Source organism: Halorubrum shenae, assembly GCF_051194165.1.
GTDB lineage: Archaea > Halobacteriota > Halobacteria > Halobacteriales > Haloferacaceae > Halorubrum.
On record NZ_JBLZNI010000002.1, the window covers coordinates 206,161 to 223,478 of the forward strand.

Consider the following 17,318-nt stretch of genomic DNA (forward strand, 5'->3'; position numbering starts at 1 on the left):
GGGACCGCAAAAGCGTTGCGGAACAACGCTAAATGTATTGTGAGTTTATAAGTGGATCTACGGAAACCGGGCGCGCGTTCCGGAACCTGCGGAACTTTGTCGATGGGGTCGCGAGGGAGACCCATGTCGTTCGAGTTCGAGTACGACCTGCTTCGTGAGTTGACCGAGGCCCGAGGGGTCCCTGGGTACGAAGACGAGGTCCGCGAGATCGTCCGTCGCGAGTTCGCCGACCGCGCCGACCGAGTCCGCACCGATGCGATGGGCAACGTCGTCGCCACGATCGAGGGCAACTCGGACTACTCGGTCGCCGTCGCGGCCCACATGGACGAGATCGGCTTCATGGTCCGACACGTCACCGACGAGGGGTTCGTCCAGGTGGACCCGCTCGGCGGGTTCGACGCTCGTGTGCTGCGCGCGCAGCGCGTCACCGTCCACGGCGAGGAAGAGATCACCGGCGTCATCGGCTCCGTCCCGCCGCACACGCTCACCGACGAGCAGAAAGAGACAGACGATGAGGTGTCGGACGTGTTCATCGACCTCGGTCGCGACGCCGAGGCGGTCGAGGAGCTCGTCGGCGTCGGCGACCTGGTCACCCTCGACCAGACGACGACCCGCATGGGCGACCGGATCACGGGGAAGGCGCTCGACGACCGGATCTGCCTGTTCGCGACGCTCGAAGCCGCAGCGCGGATCGACGACCCCGACGCGACGATTCACTTCGCGGCGACGGTCCAAGAGGAGGTCGGGATCCGCGGCGCGACCGCGCTCGGCGTCGACATCGACCCCGACCTCGCGATCGCCTTAGACGTCACCGTCGCGAACGACGTGCCCCAGATCGGCGACGCGGCCGACGCCGTGACCGAACTGGGCGAGGGGACGGCGATCAAGCTGAAAGACTCCTCGGTGATCACCAGCCCGAAAGTTCACAAGCGGCTCACCGCGGTCGCCGAGGAGGAGGGAATCGACCACCAACACGAGGTGTTGCCCGCGGGCGGCACCGACACAGCCGGGTTCCAGAACACCGCTGGCGCGAAGCCCGTCGGCGCCATCTCGATCCCGACGCGGTACCTCCACACCGTCACCGAGACCGCCGACGGCGACGACGTGGCCGCGACGATCGACCTGCTGACGGCCTTTTTAGAGTCAGAAACCGGCGAACACGACTACACTTTATAAAAGAGAACGGGCGTCGGCCCGCGACCCCGGACCGCCCTCAAGGGCTTACCGCTCGTCGACGGGAACGAACTCCGAGGCCTCGGGGCCGGTGTATCGGGCCCGCGGGCGGATGAGGCGGTTGTCCTCCTGATACTCGACCATGTGGGCGATCCAGCCGCCGGCGCGGCTCATCGCGAAGATGGGCGTGTACATGTCCACCGGGATCCCCAGCGAGTCGTAGACGGAGCCGGAGTAGAAGTCGACGTTGGGGGCGATCCCCTTCTCGAGCAGCCCTTGTTCGGTGAGATACTGCTCGATCGCGGTGGTGTAGTCGAGCCACTTCGTGTCGCCGGACGACTCCGCGAGGTCCCGAAGCTTCTCTTTGAGGATATTCGCGCGGGGGTCTGTGACCTTATAAACGCGGTGTCCGAAGCCGGGGATGCGTCGGCCTTCCTCGCGCGCGTCTTTCACCCACTGCACGGGGTCTTTACCGGAGGCGTCGACCTCCTGGAGTACCTCCATCACGTCTTGGTTCGCCCCGCCGTGGAGCGCCCCGGAGAGCGCGCCGATCCCGCCGGTGACGCCGGAGTACACGTCGGCCATCGTCGAGCCGATCACCATCGCGGTAAACGTCGAGGCGTTGAGTCCGTGGTCGGCGTGCAGCGTCAGCGCCATGTCGAACGTCTCCGCGCTCACGTCGTCGGGCTCGGTCCCGGTGAGCATGTAGAGGAAGTTCGCGGCGTGCGAGAGGTCGGGGTCGGGCGCGACCGGGTCTTTCCCTTGCCGGGCGCGCTCGAAGGCCGCGAGGACCGTCGGGACCTTCGCCGTGATTCGACGGCCCTGCCGAAGCGTCGCCTCGAGGTCCTCGGGGTCCGCGTCGGCCTCGGGCTCGTACGCCGACAGCATGGAGGCCGCGGTTCGCAGGGCGGCCATCGGGCGCTCGCCCGCGTCGGCGAGCGTCCGGACGGTATCCAGCACGCCGTCGTCGACGGCGCGTTCGGCGGCCAGATCCGCGGCGAAGTCGTCGAGCGCCTCGCGCGTCGGCAGCGAGCCGTGCCACAGGAGGTACAGCACCTCCTCGTAGCTCGCGCCGCGGGCGAGGTCCTCGATGTCGTAGCCACGGTACACGAGCGTACCGGCCTCGCCGTCGACGTAGCTCAGATCCGACTCCGCGACGAGGACGCCTTCGAGCCCGCGCTTTAACTCGTCTGACATGCAACCCCCTTCCGACCACCAGCAAAAAAGCGTTATCTTTCAGGAGGAATACCCACGACGATCGTCGAAATGTCTCGCGTCGGATGTCGGCTTCGCTGTCGGTCGGTTTTCGCGATCTCCAGCAGCGAAGCACGTCGATCACCCCCGAAACGAGCGCAGAAACGCGACGATCAGCGAGCGGGGACGACCGTCACGGTGCGATTCCGATCGATCGCGTCCTCCAGCTCCTCGGCGATCGCGGAGCCGCGAGACACCTGCACCTCGCCGCCGCGGCCGACGGTGGCGGTAAACAGGTACTCGCCGTCCGCGCGCACTTCCACCGTCTCACCGACGCCGGCGTCGACGTCGATGACGACGTGTCGGGAGGTGATCTCGGGAGCCACGACGGTGCCGCGCTCCTCGCCGACCTGTCCGCTCCGACTGCCCCCCTGCCCGTTCGCACCGCGCCCGTCGCCGCCCGAACCGCCTCCTCCGGGCTTCTCGTCGTGCGTGCGGACGTCGATCTCGATCCCGAGGCGGTTCTCGATGTCACTGATGCGACCGCCGCCCTTGCCGATGACGGTGCCGATGTCGCCCTCGGAGACGTACACCACCGCCTCGTCGTTCCCCTTGAGCTCGACGTCGACGTGGCCGTGCGCGACCGACTTGATCTCGCGTTCGATCTCCTGTTTCGCGATCCGACCGACGCCGGTCTCGGTTTCGGCCTCGCCGCCGTCCTCGTTTAGCGGGACCGTGACGACCTGCCGGTTGAACGTGTATATCTCGTACTCCGGCCGGCCCGTCTCGAAGTTCGACACCTGGATGACCGGGCGCGCGAGGTCCTCGGCGGTGAGCCCCGCGGGCACTTTCACCTCCGTGGTCACGTCGTAGACGGTGTGGACCTCACCGGCCTCGATGTACACGACCGTGTCGACGATCTGGGGGATCATCCCGAGTTCGACCCGACCGACGAGCCGCTGAAGCGCGTCGATGGCGCGGGAGGCGTGGACGACACCGACCATCCCGACGCCGGCCATCCGCATGTCCGAGAACACCTCGAAGTCGTTCGTCTTCCGGACTTCGTCGTAGATGGTGTAGTCGGGGCGGACCAAGAGGAGGGAGTCGGCCGTGTTCTCCATCTCGCCGCCCAGCGCGCCGTACTGGGTGATCTCCGGACCGACCTGGAGGTCCCGCGGCTTCTCCATCGTCTTGACCGCGTAATCGTTGTCGTTCAGGAACTCCGCGACCGCCTGCGCGAACGTCGACTTCCCGGCGCCCGGCGATCCGGAGATGAGCACGCCGCGTTTCTGTTCGAGGAACCGCTCGCGGAGCTCGTCGGCGAACTCGTAGTCGTCGAGCGTCGTCTTCGCGATCGGTCTGACGGCCGTGACCTCGATCCCGTCCGCGAACGGGGGTCGCGCGACCGCGATCCGGTAGTTGCGGAACTGGACGATGTCCATCCCGTCGTCGGAGAGCTCGATGAACCCGTCGGTGGACTGGCGGGCCAGATCGACGATGGCGGTCGCCCACTCGTCCATCTGGGCCTCGCTCGTCTCTTCCTCCTCGATGACGACGTAGCGCATCTCGCCGAGCGACCCGCGCTTCGCCTTCGGCTTCGTGCCCGTCTTGAGGTGGACCGACATCGTCTCGTCGGTGAAAAAGTCCTGAATCGGCAGCTCGTCGACGACGCCGCGGGCGACCGGCTCGACGTACTCGACGTCGATCCCCTTCGCGCGGGCGACCTCGGCCTGGACGATGTCGCTCGAGAGGAGCGTGGCGTCGCGGTCGTCGGCGACCTCGCGGATCAGCGCGTCCACGTCGCCCTCGTGGGCGCGAGAGCGGGCGTCGCCGTCGGCGCGCTCGCCGACGTACTCCAGCTCGATCGTCCCCTCGTCGGCGTCGTCGGCGAGCCGCTTGAGTTCGCTGAGCCCGTCCCAGCCCGATTCGAGTCCGTCGTTGGCCTGCGACTCCAGCTCGCCGACGACCGCCTCCGGGACAAGGACCGTCGCCGCCTCGTAGGTCCCGTCCTCGACGCGTTCGGACACGCGGCCGTCAACGACCGCACTGGTGTCCGGTACTACGTTCATACCGTAAATCGGGGCGGGAACCGTATAAGCGTGTTCGACCCGGGCGGCCGCGTCACTCGGCTGGATCGGTCGCCGGCGGGTCGCCGGCGTCTCTCGCGTTGCCCTCGTCAGATTCAGCGTGGGCGGATCCGTCCGAGCCGTCCTCTTCGGCGCCGACGACGCCCGTCACCGCGTCGACGACGCCGACCTCACGGCGCTCGTACGCCACGACGATCCGGTGGGCAACGAGGTAGCTCACCCCGGCGGCGACGACCGCGAGGATCAGGTTGCCGACGAGGAGCCGGGTGACGATTGCCGGTCCCGCCGTCAGCGACACCGACGAGGGCGACACGCCGGGGATGGGACCGAGAATCGCCGTCCCGAGCCCGAAGCTGGTGCCGTACACGCCCCACTTCACGACGGGATTAAACACGATCACCGACGCGAACATCGCGACCCGGTTGATCCGGCTCACGGCCCATGCGAGCACGACGAACGCGATCAGTCCGGTGCCGAGCGTCGGCAGCATCGTGATGAACACGCCGAGCGAAAAGCTCCCGGCGGTCTCGCGCGACGTGTACTCTTCGGTGAACGAGCGATGGAGCTCCGAACGGACGCGGTCGAACAACTCACCGGCCCGACGGAGGAGCATGTTGGATGGAACGCGTTCCCGAAAGAAGTAGCTGTCGTCGAGACGGGAATTTGATTCCGTCGGTACCGCGCCCCCCGTCAGTCGTCGGTGGTTCGCGGCCACCCGTCAGTCGTCGGCCGCCGCGACCGCCTGCCGATCGGTTTTCAGCCGTCGGGCGTACGCCGCGAAGTTGTCGAAGAGCGGCTTCGCTTCGCAGGCGGCGTCGGAGGCCTCGGGCGTGATCTCCGCCAACACCGCGTCGACGCGGGCGTCACCGAGGCGCTCGCGTTTCCCTTCAGTGACCTCTCGCGCCGTCTCGAGGTCGTACTCCGGGTGGAACTGCACGCCCCAGCAGTGCCCGTCCCGGAACGCGTGGACGCCGTGGTCGTTCTCGGCGATCAGGGTCGCGCTCGACGGGAGCTCCACGACCGTGTCGCCGTGGGTCGTGAAGACGGTGAACTGCTCGTCGATCCCCGCGAACAGCTCGTCGTCGCCGCGGTGACGCACCTCGTTGTACCCAATCTCGAACTCGTCCATCCCGGCGACGCGCCCGCCGAGCGCCTCGGCGACCACCTGATGGCCGTAACAGACGCCGAGCACCGGGAGGCCGGCGTCCGCGGCCTCGGCGACGTAGTCGATAAGCGCCGGGATCCACGCCTCGTCCCAGTAGACGGACGAACGCGATCCGGTGACGACGAGGCCGTCGAAATCGGTGTGGTCGGGGAGCTGGCCGTCGGTGGCCGAGAACTCAACGAGGTCGGCGTCGAGCTCCCGCCGGAAGTTTCGACGGGTGTTTGCGCCGTCGTGCGCAGCGTTCAGCAGGGCGAACCGGAGCCGTGTCATTGACCGATTCGAGGCACGACGGGGCAAAAACGGTTGCGACGTCGGGGAGCGCTACCGGCGTCTGGGACCGAGCGGGAACCGTCCGCCCGAGTGACCTGCCTACTCCGAGAAGGGGTCCGCGGCGTGTTCCGCGAGCCAACCGACGAGCGCGTCGTTGACCGCGGCGGACGCCTCCAGCCCCACGAGGTGGCGCGCGTCCGGGACCGAGTGGAACTCCCCGCGCGGGAGCCCCTCGGCGAGCTCCTCCGCGGCGGGCTTCGGGCACACCGCGTCCTCGGCACCGTGGACGACGAGCGTCGGCGTCGTGAGCTCGTACAGTCTGTCTGAGAGGTCGAACCCCTCGACCGCGGCGCGATGGGCCTCGAACGCCCCGCGGTCGGCGTCCTCGCCGATCCGCCAGTCGACGATCCGCGAGAGCACGTCGGGATGCCGCTCTCGGAACGACTCTGAGAGCAGTCCGTGCAGCGACCCCTCGACCGCCGCCGGAGTCGACGGATCGGCCCAGACCCCGTCGGAGTTGTACGCGTCGCCCGCGGGCGGCGTTCCGACGACCGAGAGGCTCGCCGGACGCGACGAGCCGAGCGCGTACGCGAGCGCGACCATCCCGCCGAGTCCGTACCCGACGAGGTGCGCATTTCGGATTCCCTCCGCGGCACACACCGCGTCCACGTCGCTCGCAAGTTCCTCAACGGTGTACGGCCCAGACGGTGCGTCCGATCGGCCGACGCCCCGCGTCTCGGGGGTGATCACCGTGTGCGGGCCCGCAAGCGCGGCGTGTTGCCAGCCGAACTGCCACGCGCCGAAGCCAACGTCGCCGCAGAACACGACCGCCTCGTCGGGGTCACCGGCGTCGGGAGCGTCCGCCTCGTACCGGATCTCGACGCCGGCGTTGTTCGCGTGGGGCATTGGGACGGGAGCGGCTTCAGGCCTCCTGGAGACTTCGGAGCACATCCGGCGCCGCGTCGAGCGCGTCGTCGAGCGCGTCCGCGTCCGGACCGCCTCCCTGCGCGAAGTCCGGCGGGCCGCCGCCGCCGCCGCCGACGCGGCCAGCGAGTTCGGAGACGACCTGTCCGGCGTTCACGTCGACGCCGTCGGGGACGCCGACGACAAAGCTCGCGGAGCCGTCCGCCCCGCTGCCGACGACCGCGACCTTCCCGTCGTCGACGTGGGCGTTCGCGGTCGCGCGTAGCTCGTCGGCGTCGCCGTCGAGCCGCTGGACGACTGCGGTCACGCCGCCAATCTCGACCTCCTCGGCGTCGGCACCGCCCGAGGCGCGCGCCGCCGCGAGCTCCTCTTTGAGCGACTCGATCTCCTTGCCGCGCCCCTTCCATTCCTCGAAGAACCGCTCGGCCGTCTCGGGCACGTCGAGCGGGTCGACGTCGAGGGCGTCGGCCGCGTCGTACAGCGCGTCCTCGGTGCGCTGGGTCGCCTCGATCGCCGCGCCGCCCGCGGCGAACACGATCCGTTCGACGCCGTCCTGGACGGGCTCCGTCTTCAGCACCTTCACCGCGCCGATCTCGCCGGTTCGATCGACGTGGGTCCCGGCACACGCCTGTACGTCGGCGTCGCCGACGTGGATCAGCCGGATGTTCGTTCCCGGCGGGACGCCGCCCTGATACAGGTCGAAGCCGTGTTCGGCCTCCGCCTCGTTGCGGTCGGGCCACTCCTGTCGCACGGGGACGTCGTCGCGGACGAGCTCGTTGGCGACCCGCTCGATCTCCGTGACCTGTTCACGACTGATCCGCTCGAAGTGACGGACGTCGAGCCGGGAGGAGTCGATCCCCTTCTGTGCGCCCGCCTGCCGGACGTGAGAGCCGAGCACCTCGCGGGCCGCGTGGCCGATAAGATGGGTCGCGGTGTGGTGCGCGCGGAGCCGGTCGCGGCGGCCGCCGTCGACCTGTCCCTTGACGAACTCCCCTTTTCCGGGATCGTCGTCGGTACGGTGGAGGACGACGCCGTTTCGCTCTTGAACGTCGACCACGTCGACGGTGGTCTCGCCGACGGTGAGCTGTCCCCTGTCGGCCGGCTGCCCGCCGCCCTCCGGGTAGAACATCGTCTGGTCTAAGACCACGTCGTACTCCTCTTCGCGCTCGAACACGTCGAGGACGACCGCCTCGAACTCGGTGCGACCTTGTTCGTCGTAGAACAGCTTCTCCGTCTCGGGGAGATCGTCGAAGCGACCGTCGCGCTCGGCGGCCGCCTCGTCGCCGTCCTCCTCCTCGTGGCGGTCGGCGACGAGCGCGTAGAAGTCGTCCGGCACGTCGACGGTCGCGCCGCGATCGGCGGCGATGTCGGCGACCATGTCCGGCTGGATCCCGTGAGAGTCGTACAGCTCCAACAGCGCCTCCGTCGGAATCGACTCGCCCGTACCGGCGTACTCGTCGGCGAGCGACTCTACCTTCCGGGAGCCGCGTTCGAGCGTCTTGCGGTACTTCCGTTCTTCCGTTCGGACGATCTCGCGGATCGTGTCGCGGTTCCGGTAGCCGAGCCGATCGGCCTGCATGTCGACCAGCTCGTCGAGCGGGGCGTCGATCCCGACCTCGTCGACGAGCCGCTTCGTGCGCCGCAGCACCATCCGCGCGAGATAGCCCGTCCCGACGTTCGAGGGAACGATCCCGTCGCCGAACATGTACGCGAGCGTCCGCGAGTGGTCGGCGATCGCGTAGATCGATTCGAGCGGCTCGACCAGCTCGCGGAGCCGGTCGACGTTGACGTCGAGTCGGTCGGCGATGTCGCCGCGAGCGGCCTCTACGTCGTCGACGTCGTCGATATCGAGCCGCCCGGAGAGCTTCGCGGCACGGTGGACGATCTCCCGCTCTGCTTCCGTGCGTTCGATGCCCGCGTTCTCCTTGAGGAAGTCGATCGCGTCGGGGTAGACGGCTTCGTACACCGTCGCCGTCCCCTGGCTCATCCACGTCCACCGTTCGAGCCCGTAGCCGGTGTCGACGATGTACGTGTCCATGAACGAGTAGGTGTGCCCGTCCTTCATCTCGTAGTCCCCGTCGGGGTCCCGCTCCATGCACATGAAGACGAGCGTCGCCAGCTCGGCCCCCTTATAAATGACCTCGATGGCGGGACCGGCGTTGCCGCCGCCCACCCACGGGTCCTCGATGTAGGTGATCTCGTCCAGATCGGCGCCGAGGCTCTCGAACAGCTCGTCGCAGTACTCGACGGTCTCGTCTTTCCAGTACACCTCGCCGTGGTAGGCGTACTCGTCCTCGGCCACCTCCTCACGCGTGTTGAACGCGTGGTGGGCCATCATCTCGAAGGCCATCGTGTGCCGGCCCGTCTTGCCGACGTTGTCGATGTCCTGCATCCGGATACAGGGCTGAGAGATGGTCAGCGGGTTCGCCGGCGGCGGGGTCTGCCCCGACGTGACCAGCGGCTGGAAGTCGTATATCGACGCCTGCGTCAGGAGTACGTCGTCGCGCCAGCGGTTCGCCGCGACCGGATACGGGTCGATCCGCTCGTGGTCGTGCTCCTCGAAGAAAGAGAGGAACGCCTCCCGCATCTCCGACAGCGAGTGCGACTCCGGAAAGCCCGGATCGTCGATAAAGCTGTAGTCCTCGCAGGGCGGCTCACCGCACAGTTCGCGGTCGACGTCGCGGGTCCAGAAGTGCGCGCCACAGGAGGGACACTCCTTCCGCTCGAACCCCTCTTCTTCGAAGTAGTCGAGGCGGTACTCCGCTTCGAGATCGCTCATTACTGGAATGTGGCCCGTGTTCATCCAAAAGGGTTCCGGGGTGTCTCGCGGCCCGCTTCACAATTCATTCGTGGCCAACTCACCGCTGTCGGCGGTCGGACACGATCACCCGATCGGCCCACTCGACGCTGTTCGACGAAGGAACCGTCCCCGAATCCCGAAGGAACGGACGATGGGAGGAAAATTTATCCGCACACCAATCGTGTACACGGCACAGTGAACCGCGAGCCGAGCCGTCGGTCCTCCGTTCTCGTTTTGGGCGGTGAGACGGACGAGGCGGCAGACGTGGCCGAGGCCCTGCGAAGTGTCGACGCTATCTCTGCGTCCGCTGACGACGATCTCGTGACGGCAGACGTTGCGGTGGTCTTCGATGCCGACGGGCTCGACGCGGTCCGTCGTCGCAACCCGTCGTGTGAACTGGTTGCCTTCGTCGACGATCCCACCGCGGAGCCGGCGACCGACCCCCTCGTCGACGCGATCGCGACCACACCGGCAGATCTTGACGCGACGCTCCGCTGGCTCGACGCGAGAGGCGATCCGAGAGACGGTCCGGAGTTCGATCGCGCCGACGGGACGCTGCGGGCGGAGCGGGATCGTCTACTTGCGCTGTTCTCGAACATCCCCGATCCGGCGATCGCCTACGACTACGTCGACGGGGAGCCGATCGTTCACCGAGTCAACGTGGCATTCGAGGAGACGTTCGGGTACGCCGCCGAACGCGTGGTCGGCGAATCCGTCGACGACTTCATCGTCCCTCCGACCGACGAAGCCGAAGCCGAGGCCGCAGATCTCAACGACCGACTCCAGCGAGGTGAGAACCTCAGACGCGAGGTGACCCGCGAGACCGTCGACGGCCCCAAACACTTCATCCTCCACGTCGTGCCGATCCGGCTCGACGCCGAGAACGTCTCCGGGTACGCCATCTACACCGACGTGACGGAGCGGCGCGAACGCGAGGCGGCACTGGAACGACAGAACGAGCGGCTCGACGAGTTCGCGAGCATCGTCTCCCACGACCTCCGAAACCCGCTCTCCGTCGCGGAGGGGTACGTCGCCCTCGCGAACGAGACCGGCGAGACGGCACACCTCGAGAAGACCGCGGACGCGCTGGACCGCATGGACGAACTCGTCAGCGACCTCCTCTCGCTGGCCCGACAGGGTGAATCGGTCGGCGAGACCGAACCCGCCTCGATCGAGGCGCTTGCGAGGGACGCGTGGGAGAGCGTCGACACCGACGGCGCCGAACTCGTTGTCGACAGCGACGTAACGGTTGAGGCGAACGCGATGCGAACGCGGGAGCTACTGGAGAACGTGTTCCGGAACAGCATCGAGCATGGCTCGACGGGCAGCCGGACGGAGTCCGGCGAGGACGTGGAACACGATCAACGGCCACCGAACGGAGACGACGACACCATCACCGTGCGCGTCGGGAAGGCGGCGTTCCGTGGTGACGACGGGGCGACGAAAAGTGGCTTCTTCGTCGAAGACGACGGTTGCGGACTTCCCAAGGAGAAACGAGACCGCGTGTTCGAGAGCGGGTTCACGACCGAAGAGGGCGGGACTGGCCTCGGGCTGGCTATCACGGAGCGAATTGCCGACGCCCACGGCTGGGAGGTGCGCGCACTCACCGGCGAGTCCGGCGGCGCGCGGTTCGAGTTCCAGACCTCGTGACGGTCCGAAACGACCTTACGCCGCGCGCTCGCCTCTCCGATATATGGTCGAGAACGTCGTCTATCCCGCGTACTTCGACGCCGACCGATCGCGGTCCGAGGGGCGCCGCGTCCCCATGGACCTCGCGGTCGAGGAGCCGACCGTCGACGAGATCGCGAAGGCGGTCCAACAGGTCGGTTACGACGCGGTGATCGAACGCGAGAAAACGTACTCCCGGGAGTTCGAGCCGCGGGGCGCCGTGGTCGTGCGAGGAACCGAAGACACCGCGAAAAACGACCTCGTACAGGCGATCGCCGCCTATCTCGGGGTCATCCGAGAGTGACGATGCGCCGGGTCGGAACCGTCGTCCGCACCGCCGGTGGACTCGCGATCGCCCGCGGAGCGGCGGGCGAGGAGCCGCCGCGGATCGGATCGTCAGTGGTCGACGAGTCGCTCGCGACGGTCGGCCGCGTCGTCGACGTGTTCGGTCCCGTCGACCGGCCCTACGTGGCGGTGACATCGAGCGATGACGACCTCACGGCGCTGGTCGGCGGGAAGCTGTACGCGCGTTGACTCAGTCCCCGACCGTCGCTTCTCCGTCCCCAGCCGCCGCTTCTCCTTCGACGATGTCGAAGTCAGCAAGCGTCTTCGTCGAGCGGACGAGCCGCTCGGAGACCAGTAACTTCTCTGTGCGGTCCAACCGCGCCCAGTCGAGCTCCGCGGGCGGCGACTCCTCGAACGCACGGAACTGCTGAAACACCGGGTCGTTGACGAACCGCTCGAACGAGCCGCAGTTCGGACACGTCACCGAGAGGTGCGACGTGTCGAACTCCCGGCTCACAGTGTGTTCCAGACAGCTCAGACAGCGGTACGTTCGGTTCCTACTCATACCACACGTACGCGCCGGACGCGGGAATACCTGCGGGTACCGGACGGGCGATCGAGCCGAAAAGAACCAAAAAGAACCGAAAGACCGAAGCGGACCGCGAGACCGCTAGAACAGCGCCGACGCCGCGGCTTCGGCCGTCTCGATGACCGGTCCGAAGCCGGGCAAGAGCAGCACCGTCGCGACCGCCGCGAAGACGACCGCAGCGTACAGTCCGGTCGGCCGCACGTCGATCGCGTCCAGCGAGCTCGACGACGCGGGGTCGTCGATGAACAGCGCCTTCACGACCCGGCTGTAGTAGTACAGCGAGATGACGCTGTTAACGGCGCCGATCGCTGCCAGCCACAGGAAGCCATTGTCGATAGCGCTCATGAACAGGAAGTACTTCGAGAAGAACCCGGCGAAGGGCGGCAGCCCGGCCAGCGAGAACATGAACACGGCCATCGCCGTCGAGGCGACGGGCGCGCGCTTCGCGAGCCCGGCGTAGTCCTCGAAGGTCCGACCGACGCCCCACCGCTCCGCCATCGCGACGAAGAGGAACGCGCCGGTGTTCATGAACCCGTAGACGAGCAGGTGCGCCATCGCGGCGCCCATCACGGCGGCGTTGGCTCCCCCGGTCCCGTCGACCGACAGCGCCGCGACGCCGATAAGCACGTAGCCCGCATGCCCGATGGAGGAGTACGCGAGCATCCGCTTGACCTCCTCCTGGACCGCCGCCGCGAAGTTCCCGAGCGTCATCGTCACGGCCGCAAGGATTCCGAACGCCAGCACCCAGTTGATACCCGCAGCGAGCGACGCGCCCACCGGGAACGCCTCGGTGAACAGGCGGAACGCGACCACGAAGCCGGCCGCCTTCGAGGCGGACGAGAGGAACGCGCTCACCGGTGCGGGCGCGCCCTCGTACGCCTCCGGCGCCCAGAAGTGGAACGGGACGGAGGCGGTCTTGAACGCGACGCCGCCGATGATCATCACGATCCCGAGACCCGCGACACCGGCGAGACCGTCGAGCGAGCCGATCCCCTCGGCGACGTCGCCGAGCAGCAGCGACCCGGTCGCCGCGTACACGAGCGAGATCCCGAACAGGAAGATCGCAGAGGAGAGCGCGCCGATGAGGAAGTACTTCATCCCCGCCTCGACGCTCCCGCGGTCCCGCTTGAGGTACGCGACAAGCACGTACGACGGCAGCGACACCATCTCTAGGGCGACGAACACGACCGCGAGCGAGTTCGCGGCCGCGAGCAGCGCCATCCCGGTCGCCGCGAACACGACGAGCGAGTAGAACGCCGCCGGGCTCTTGTGGTCGTGGAAGTAGTCGTGGGCCGCGACGACGACGAGCGCCGTCACGGACGCGAAGATGGCGGTGAAGAACAGCGCCATCGTGTCCACCTTGATCGCGTCGGCGAACAGGATGATCGCGCCGCCGGTGTCCGTGGCCCCGGTACCGGAGGTGACCAGCCAGACGCTCGCCGCCAGCGCGGCGAGCGATCCGAGCGCGCCGACGACCGCCATCGAGGTGTTCGACCGCGCGTCGGGACGGATCGTGTCGACGAGCAGCAGCGCGAGCCCCGTGAACGCGAGCAGGAAGACGGGTAACAGCGCAGCCACATTAGGTAGCGTGCTATCCATTGATCGTCACCCCCTCGACCACGGGAACGGCAGCGTCACGAATCATCTCGAAGAAGATGTCGGGCGCCACGCCGAGCACGATGATCGCCACCAGAAGCACCGCGAGCGGGGCGACGTCGTGGAACGGCGCGGGACCGACCTCGTAGTCGGTTTCGAGGTCGAAGGGTCCGAACAGCGTGCTCTGCATCGCCGACAGGAGGTAGCCGGCGACGATGACGATACCGAACATCGCGAGCGCGGTGAAGACCGGCGCGTACGGCAGCGCCGGAGCGGCGAACGAGCCCACGAAGATGAAGAACTCACCGGCGAAGCCGGCCATCAGCGGGAGTCCCATATAGCCGAACGCGCCAGCCACGAGGATGCCCACCGCGACGGGCATCCGATCGGCCATGCCGGACATGTCGCCGACCATCCGCGTGTGCGTCGCGTTGTAGATGACGCCGACGGCCATGAACATCAGCCCCGAAATGAGGCCGTGCGCGACCATCTGGAAGGTCGCGCCGCCGACGCCGTACTCGGTGAACACGATCAGCCCGAGGATGACGTACCCCATCGACGAGACGGAGGAGTAGGCGACGATCCGCTTGAGGTCTTTCTGAGCCAGCGCCAACATCGCGCCGTAGATGACGCTGATGACGGCGATAGCCGCGATGGGGACCGCGAGCGCGGACGCCTGATCGGGAAGCATCGTGAAGTTGAACCGAAGCAGCGCGTACGTGCCCATCTTCAGGAGCACGCCCGCCAGCAGCACCGACACCGGCGTCGGCGCCTCGACGTGCGCGTCGGGTAGCCACGTGTGGAACGGGACGATCGGGACCTTCACCGCGAACCCGAGGAACATCGCGAGGAACGCGAGCATCGCGATCCGGTCCGGCGCGATCCCGAACCAGGTCCCGAGACCGCCGTCGGCGATGGCTTGCGTGATCTCCGGCAGAGCGAACGAGGTCACGGAGTCGCCGAGCGCGAACGTCAGCGACATGAATCCGAGGAACATCAGGAGCGACGCCGCGTTCGTGTACACGAAGAACTTGATCGCGGCGTACTTCCGGCGCGGACCGCCCCAGATACCGATGAGGAAGTACATCGGCACCAGCACGGCCTCCCAGAAGACGAACCAGAGGAAGAAGTCGAGCGCGGTGAACACGCCGAGCAGGTTCGCCTCCATGAACAGCATAAGCCCGTAGAACTGGCTCTGGCGGGCGTCGATCGGTGTCCACGCGCTCACAATCGCGAGCGGAACGAGGAACGTCGTGAGCACGACGAGCGGGAGGCTGATCCCGTCGACGCCGACGAACCACGACACGGCTCGTCCGCTGACCTCCAGCCATTCGACCTGGGTCGCGTACGCGATGTCACCGCCCAGGAGGGCGTTTCCGGCGCCGTCGAAGCCGGACCAGAGGGACAGCGAGCCGGCGAACGGAAGCAGGCTGAGCGCGAACGCCAGCCGACCCGCCCACTCGTCCGGGGCGAGCAGCACGAGCAGCGCAGCCACGAATGTGAACCCGATGAGGGCTTCAATTATCACAGGAACCACCCCCCGGTCACGCCGAGCGCGACAAGTAACGCGACGAGCCCCAGCGTGAGCAGCATCGCGTACTGCGAGACGACACCGCTCTGGAGCCGACGGACCCGGCTCCCGCCGAAGAGGCTCACCGACGAAACGCTGTTGACGACGCCGTCGATGATTCCCTGATCGAAGGTGTTAGCGCCGCCGGCGACGTCCTCAGTTCGATACGCGAGCCATACCTGCAGTTCGTCCAAGTAGTAGTTGTTGTACAGCACGTCTTTGATCCCGCCGAGCTTCGCCGTGTGTTCCGTCGGCGACGGAACGTTGTAGAGGCTCCAGGCGACCGCGAGGCCGGTCAGCGCTAGGCCGAGCGAGACGACCGCGCCGACGAGCACCGTACCGACCTCGCCGCCGACGAGGTATTCGCTACTGTACGGCCCGATCTCCCCGTAGTGGTGCGACGAGAGGCCCTCGATGCCGCCCCACTCGTTGTCGAGCCAGCGGTGGAGGAGGTCGATTCCCTCCAGTCCGAGGACCTTCTGGACGGGCACCATGTTGATGAACCCGGTGACGACCGCGAGCGCGCCCAGCACCGTCAACGGCCCCTTCACGTTCCAGCGAACGGGTTCGGGGTCGCGCGCGGTGTCGCTTCGGGGATCGCCGTGGAACGTCAAGAACACCATGCGGAATGTGTAGAAGGCGGTGACCGGCACCGCGAGCAGTCCCATCAGGTAGCCGCCGAGCAGCAGGGGGTCGTTGAGTCCGTGGACGAGCGCCTCGTAGAGGATCTCGTCTTTCGACCAGAAGCCAGCGAACGGGAAGATGCCCGCGAGCGCCAGCGATCCGGCCAGGAACGTGTAGTACGTGACGGGCATCTTCGATTTCAGCCCGCCCATGTCCCACATGTCCTCGTTGTGGTGCATCGCGATGATGACCGCACCGGCACCTAAGAACAGCAGGGCCTTGAAAAAGGCGTGAGTGGTGAGGTGGAAGACCGCGGCCACGTACCCGCCAGAGCCGAGCGCGAGCATCATGTAGCCGTACTGCGAGATGGTGGAGTACGCGAGCACCTGCTTCAGTTCGTCTTTCACGAGTCCCATCGTCGCCGCGAACAGCGCGGTGAAGCCGCCGATAAAGGCGATCACCGCGAGCGCCGTCGGCGAGAGCGCGTAGAACCCGTACATGCGCGCGACGAGGTAGACGCCGGCCGCCACCATCGTCGCGGCGTGAATGAGCGCGGAGACGGGCGTCGGGCCCTCCATCGCGTCGGGGAGCCACGTGTGCAGCGGGAACTGCGCGGACTTCCCGACGACACCGCCTAACACGAGCAGGCCGACGACGGTGAGCCACGTTTGTAGTTCGAGTCCACCAGGGGTCCACGCGACCGATCCGGAGCCGTTGAGCGCCGCGTCAGCGAGGGCAGGGAACGACCCCTCACCGGCGAACTGTGCGGTCCCGAACGTCGCGATCACGGCGACGACGCCAATGAGGAAGAAGTAGTCCCCGAACCGCGTGACGAGGAACGCCTTCTTCGCTGCCGACGGCGGGCCGGGCTCCCGGAAGTGGAAGCCGATGAGCAGGTACGAGCAGAGCCCGACTAGCTCGAAGAACATGAACGCCATCAGCAGGTTGTCGGCGACGACGAAGCCGAGCATCGAGGCCGTGAACAGGCCGAGACCGGCGTAGTACCGCGGGAGGCCGGTCTCGCCCTCGTCGTTCATGTAGCCGAGCGAGAACACGTGGACGAGAAGCGCCACGAGCGTCACGATGACGAGCATGAGCGCCGATAGCGGGTCGATGAGGATACCGAAAGAGAGCTCGATATCCGTCGGACCGATGCCGCCCGCGTCCGCCCACGTGTAGAGCGTGCGGTTCGCCGCCTCCCCGCCCGCGACCGTCGCGAGCACCCATAGCGAGAGCAGGAACGACCCCGCCGTCGCCGCGATGCCGCCGAAGGCGCCGCCCTTCGGGAGATATCTCCCGACGCCGAGGGCGACCAGGAACGAGAAGAACGGGAGGAGAACGATCGCCGGAACGTATGAGAACACGTCTATCAT

At 67.3% G+C, this 17,318-nt stretch carries 14 protein-coding genes; 4 read left to right on the top strand and 10 right to left on the bottom strand.

All coding sequences use genetic code 11. From position 1 onward, the window contains the following. Positions 1 to 123 precede the first annotated feature (123 nt). The gene (locus ACNS88_RS03820) at positions 124 to 1,176 is read left to right on the top strand and encodes a M42 family metallopeptidase (RefSeq protein WP_435094066.1); all 1,053 of its coding nucleotides are present in this window, start codon (positions 124 to 126) and stop codon (positions 1,174 to 1,176) included. Positions 1,177 to 1,221: 45 nt separating this feature from the next. On the opposite strand, the gene citZ is transcribed toward ACNS88_RS03820, so the two are convergent. From citZ to alaS, 6 genes are all read right to left on the bottom strand, one after another. Next, complete coding sequence (citZ, locus tag ACNS88_RS03825) at positions 1,222 to 2,370, bottom strand: citrate synthase (RefSeq protein ID WP_435094068.1); 1,149 nt, start codon at positions 2,368 to 2,370, stop codon at positions 1,222 to 1,224. A gap of 170 nt (positions 2,371 to 2,540) precedes the next feature. Next, entirely contained in the window at positions 2,541 to 4,436 is a 1,896-nt protein-coding gene (locus tag ACNS88_RS03830) for a PINc/VapC family ATPase (protein WP_435094070.1), read from the bottom strand. 52 nt (positions 4,437 to 4,488) lie between these two features. After that, positions 4,489 to 5,067: a DUF2062 domain-containing protein gene (locus ACNS88_RS03835; protein WP_435094072.1), complete on the bottom strand. Its 579-nt coding sequence runs from the start codon at positions 5,065 to 5,067 to the stop codon at positions 4,489 to 4,491. A gap of 105 nt (positions 5,068 to 5,172) precedes the next feature. Further along, the gene (locus ACNS88_RS03840) at positions 5,173 to 5,889 is read right to left on the bottom strand and encodes a type 1 glutamine amidotransferase (protein ID WP_435094074.1); all 717 of its coding nucleotides are present in this window, start codon (positions 5,887 to 5,889) and stop codon (positions 5,173 to 5,175) included. 99 nt (positions 5,890 to 5,988) lie between these two features. Then, positions 5,989 to 6,795 (bottom strand): alpha/beta fold hydrolase, encoded by an 807-nt coding sequence (locus ACNS88_RS03845; protein ID WP_435094076.1) that lies wholly within the window; start codon positions 6,793 to 6,795, stop codon positions 5,989 to 5,991. Positions 6,796 to 6,811: 16 nt separating this feature from the next. Beyond that, positions 6,812 to 9,592, bottom strand: coding sequence for an alanine--tRNA ligase (gene alaS, locus ACNS88_RS03850; RefSeq protein WP_435094078.1), 2,781 nt, complete (start codon positions 9,590 to 9,592; stop codon positions 6,812 to 6,814). A gap of 216 nt (positions 9,593 to 9,808) precedes the next feature. Between alaS and ACNS88_RS03855 the strand changes: the two genes are divergently transcribed. Genes ACNS88_RS03855 through ACNS88_RS03865 form a run of 3 tightly spaced genes read left to right on the top strand, consistent with a single transcriptional unit; the run spans position 9,809 to position 11,815 of the window. Further along, entirely contained in the window at positions 9,809 to 11,263 is a 1,455-nt protein-coding gene (locus tag ACNS88_RS03855) for an ATP-binding protein (RefSeq protein WP_435094080.1), read from the top strand. 43 nt (positions 11,264 to 11,306) lie between these two features. Beyond that, positions 11,307 to 11,585: a signal recognition particle subunit SRP19 gene (gene srp19, locus ACNS88_RS03860; protein WP_435094082.1), complete on the top strand. Its 279-nt coding sequence runs from the start codon at positions 11,307 to 11,309 to the stop codon at positions 11,583 to 11,585. 2 nt (positions 11,586 to 11,587) lie between these two features. Further along, entirely contained in the window at positions 11,588 to 11,815 is a 228-nt protein-coding gene (locus ACNS88_RS03865; RefSeq protein WP_435094084.1) for an H/ACA ribonucleoprotein complex subunit GAR1, read from the top strand. A 1-nt stretch (position 11,816) separates the two neighbouring features. On the opposite strand, the gene ACNS88_RS03870 is transcribed toward ACNS88_RS03865, so the two are convergent. From ACNS88_RS03870 to nuoL, 4 genes are all read right to left on the bottom strand, one after another. Further along, positions 11,817 to 12,131 (bottom strand): hypothetical protein, encoded by a 315-nt coding sequence (locus tag ACNS88_RS03870; protein ID WP_435094086.1) that lies wholly within the window; start codon positions 12,129 to 12,131, stop codon positions 11,817 to 11,819. 105 nt (positions 12,132 to 12,236) lie between these two features. After that, positions 12,237 to 13,754, bottom strand: a complete 1,518-nt coding sequence (locus ACNS88_RS03875) for an NADH-quinone oxidoreductase subunit N (RefSeq protein WP_435094088.1) — start codon at positions 13,752 to 13,754, stop codon at positions 12,237 to 12,239. Further along, positions 13,747 to 15,279 (bottom strand): complex I subunit 4 family protein, encoded by a 1,533-nt coding sequence (locus tag ACNS88_RS03880; protein ID WP_435094090.1) that lies wholly within the window; start codon positions 15,277 to 15,279, stop codon positions 13,747 to 13,749. The genes ACNS88_RS03875 and ACNS88_RS03880 overlap by 8 nt, the downstream gene beginning before the upstream one ends. Beyond that, the gene (gene nuoL / locus ACNS88_RS03885) at positions 15,276 to 17,318 is read right to left on the bottom strand and encodes an NADH-quinone oxidoreductase subunit L (protein WP_435094092.1); all 2,043 of its coding nucleotides are present in this window, start codon (positions 17,316 to 17,318) and stop codon (positions 15,276 to 15,278) included. Before nuoL ends, ACNS88_RS03880 begins: the two co-directional genes overlap by 4 nt.

Coding starts and splice junctions, on each gene's coding strand:
- ACNS88_RS03820 (WP_435094066.1), top strand. CDS start 124: ATGTCGTTCGAGTTCGAGTACGACCTGCTTCGTGAGTTGACCGAGGCC.
- citZ (WP_435094068.1), bottom strand. CDS start 2,370: ATGTCAGACGAGTTAAAGCGCGGGCTCGAAGGCGTCCTCGTCGCGGAG.
- ACNS88_RS03830 (WP_435094070.1), bottom strand. CDS start 4,436: ATGAACGTAGTACCGGACACCAGTGCGGTCGTTGACGGCCGCGTGTCC.
- ACNS88_RS03835 (WP_435094072.1), bottom strand. CDS start 5,067: ATGCTCCTCCGTCGGGCCGGTGAGTTGTTCGACCGCGTCCGTTCGGAG.
- ACNS88_RS03840 (WP_435094074.1), bottom strand. CDS start 5,889: ATGACACGGCTCCGGTTCGCCCTGCTGAACGCTGCGCACGACGGCGCA.
- ACNS88_RS03845 (WP_435094076.1), bottom strand. CDS start 6,795: ATGCCCCACGCGAACAACGCCGGCGTCGAGATCCGGTACGAGGCGGAC.
- alaS (WP_435094078.1), bottom strand. CDS start 9,592: ATGAGCGATCTCGAAGCGGAGTACCGCCTCGACTACTTCGAAGAAGAG.
- srp19 (WP_435094082.1), top strand. CDS start 11,307: ATGGTCGAGAACGTCGTCTATCCCGCGTACTTCGACGCCGACCGATCG.
- ACNS88_RS03865 (WP_435094084.1), top strand. CDS start 11,588: ATGCGCCGGGTCGGAACCGTCGTCCGCACCGCCGGTGGACTCGCGATC.
- ACNS88_RS03870 (WP_435094086.1), bottom strand. CDS start 12,131: ATGAGTAGGAACCGAACGTACCGCTGTCTGAGCTGTCTGGAACACACT.
- ACNS88_RS03875 (WP_435094088.1), bottom strand. CDS start 13,754: ATGGATAGCACGCTACCTAATGTGGCTGCGCTGTTACCCGTCTTCCTG.
- nuoL (WP_435094092.1), bottom strand. CDS start 17,318: ATGATAGACGTGTTCTCATACGTTCCGGCGATCGTTCTCCTCCCGTTC.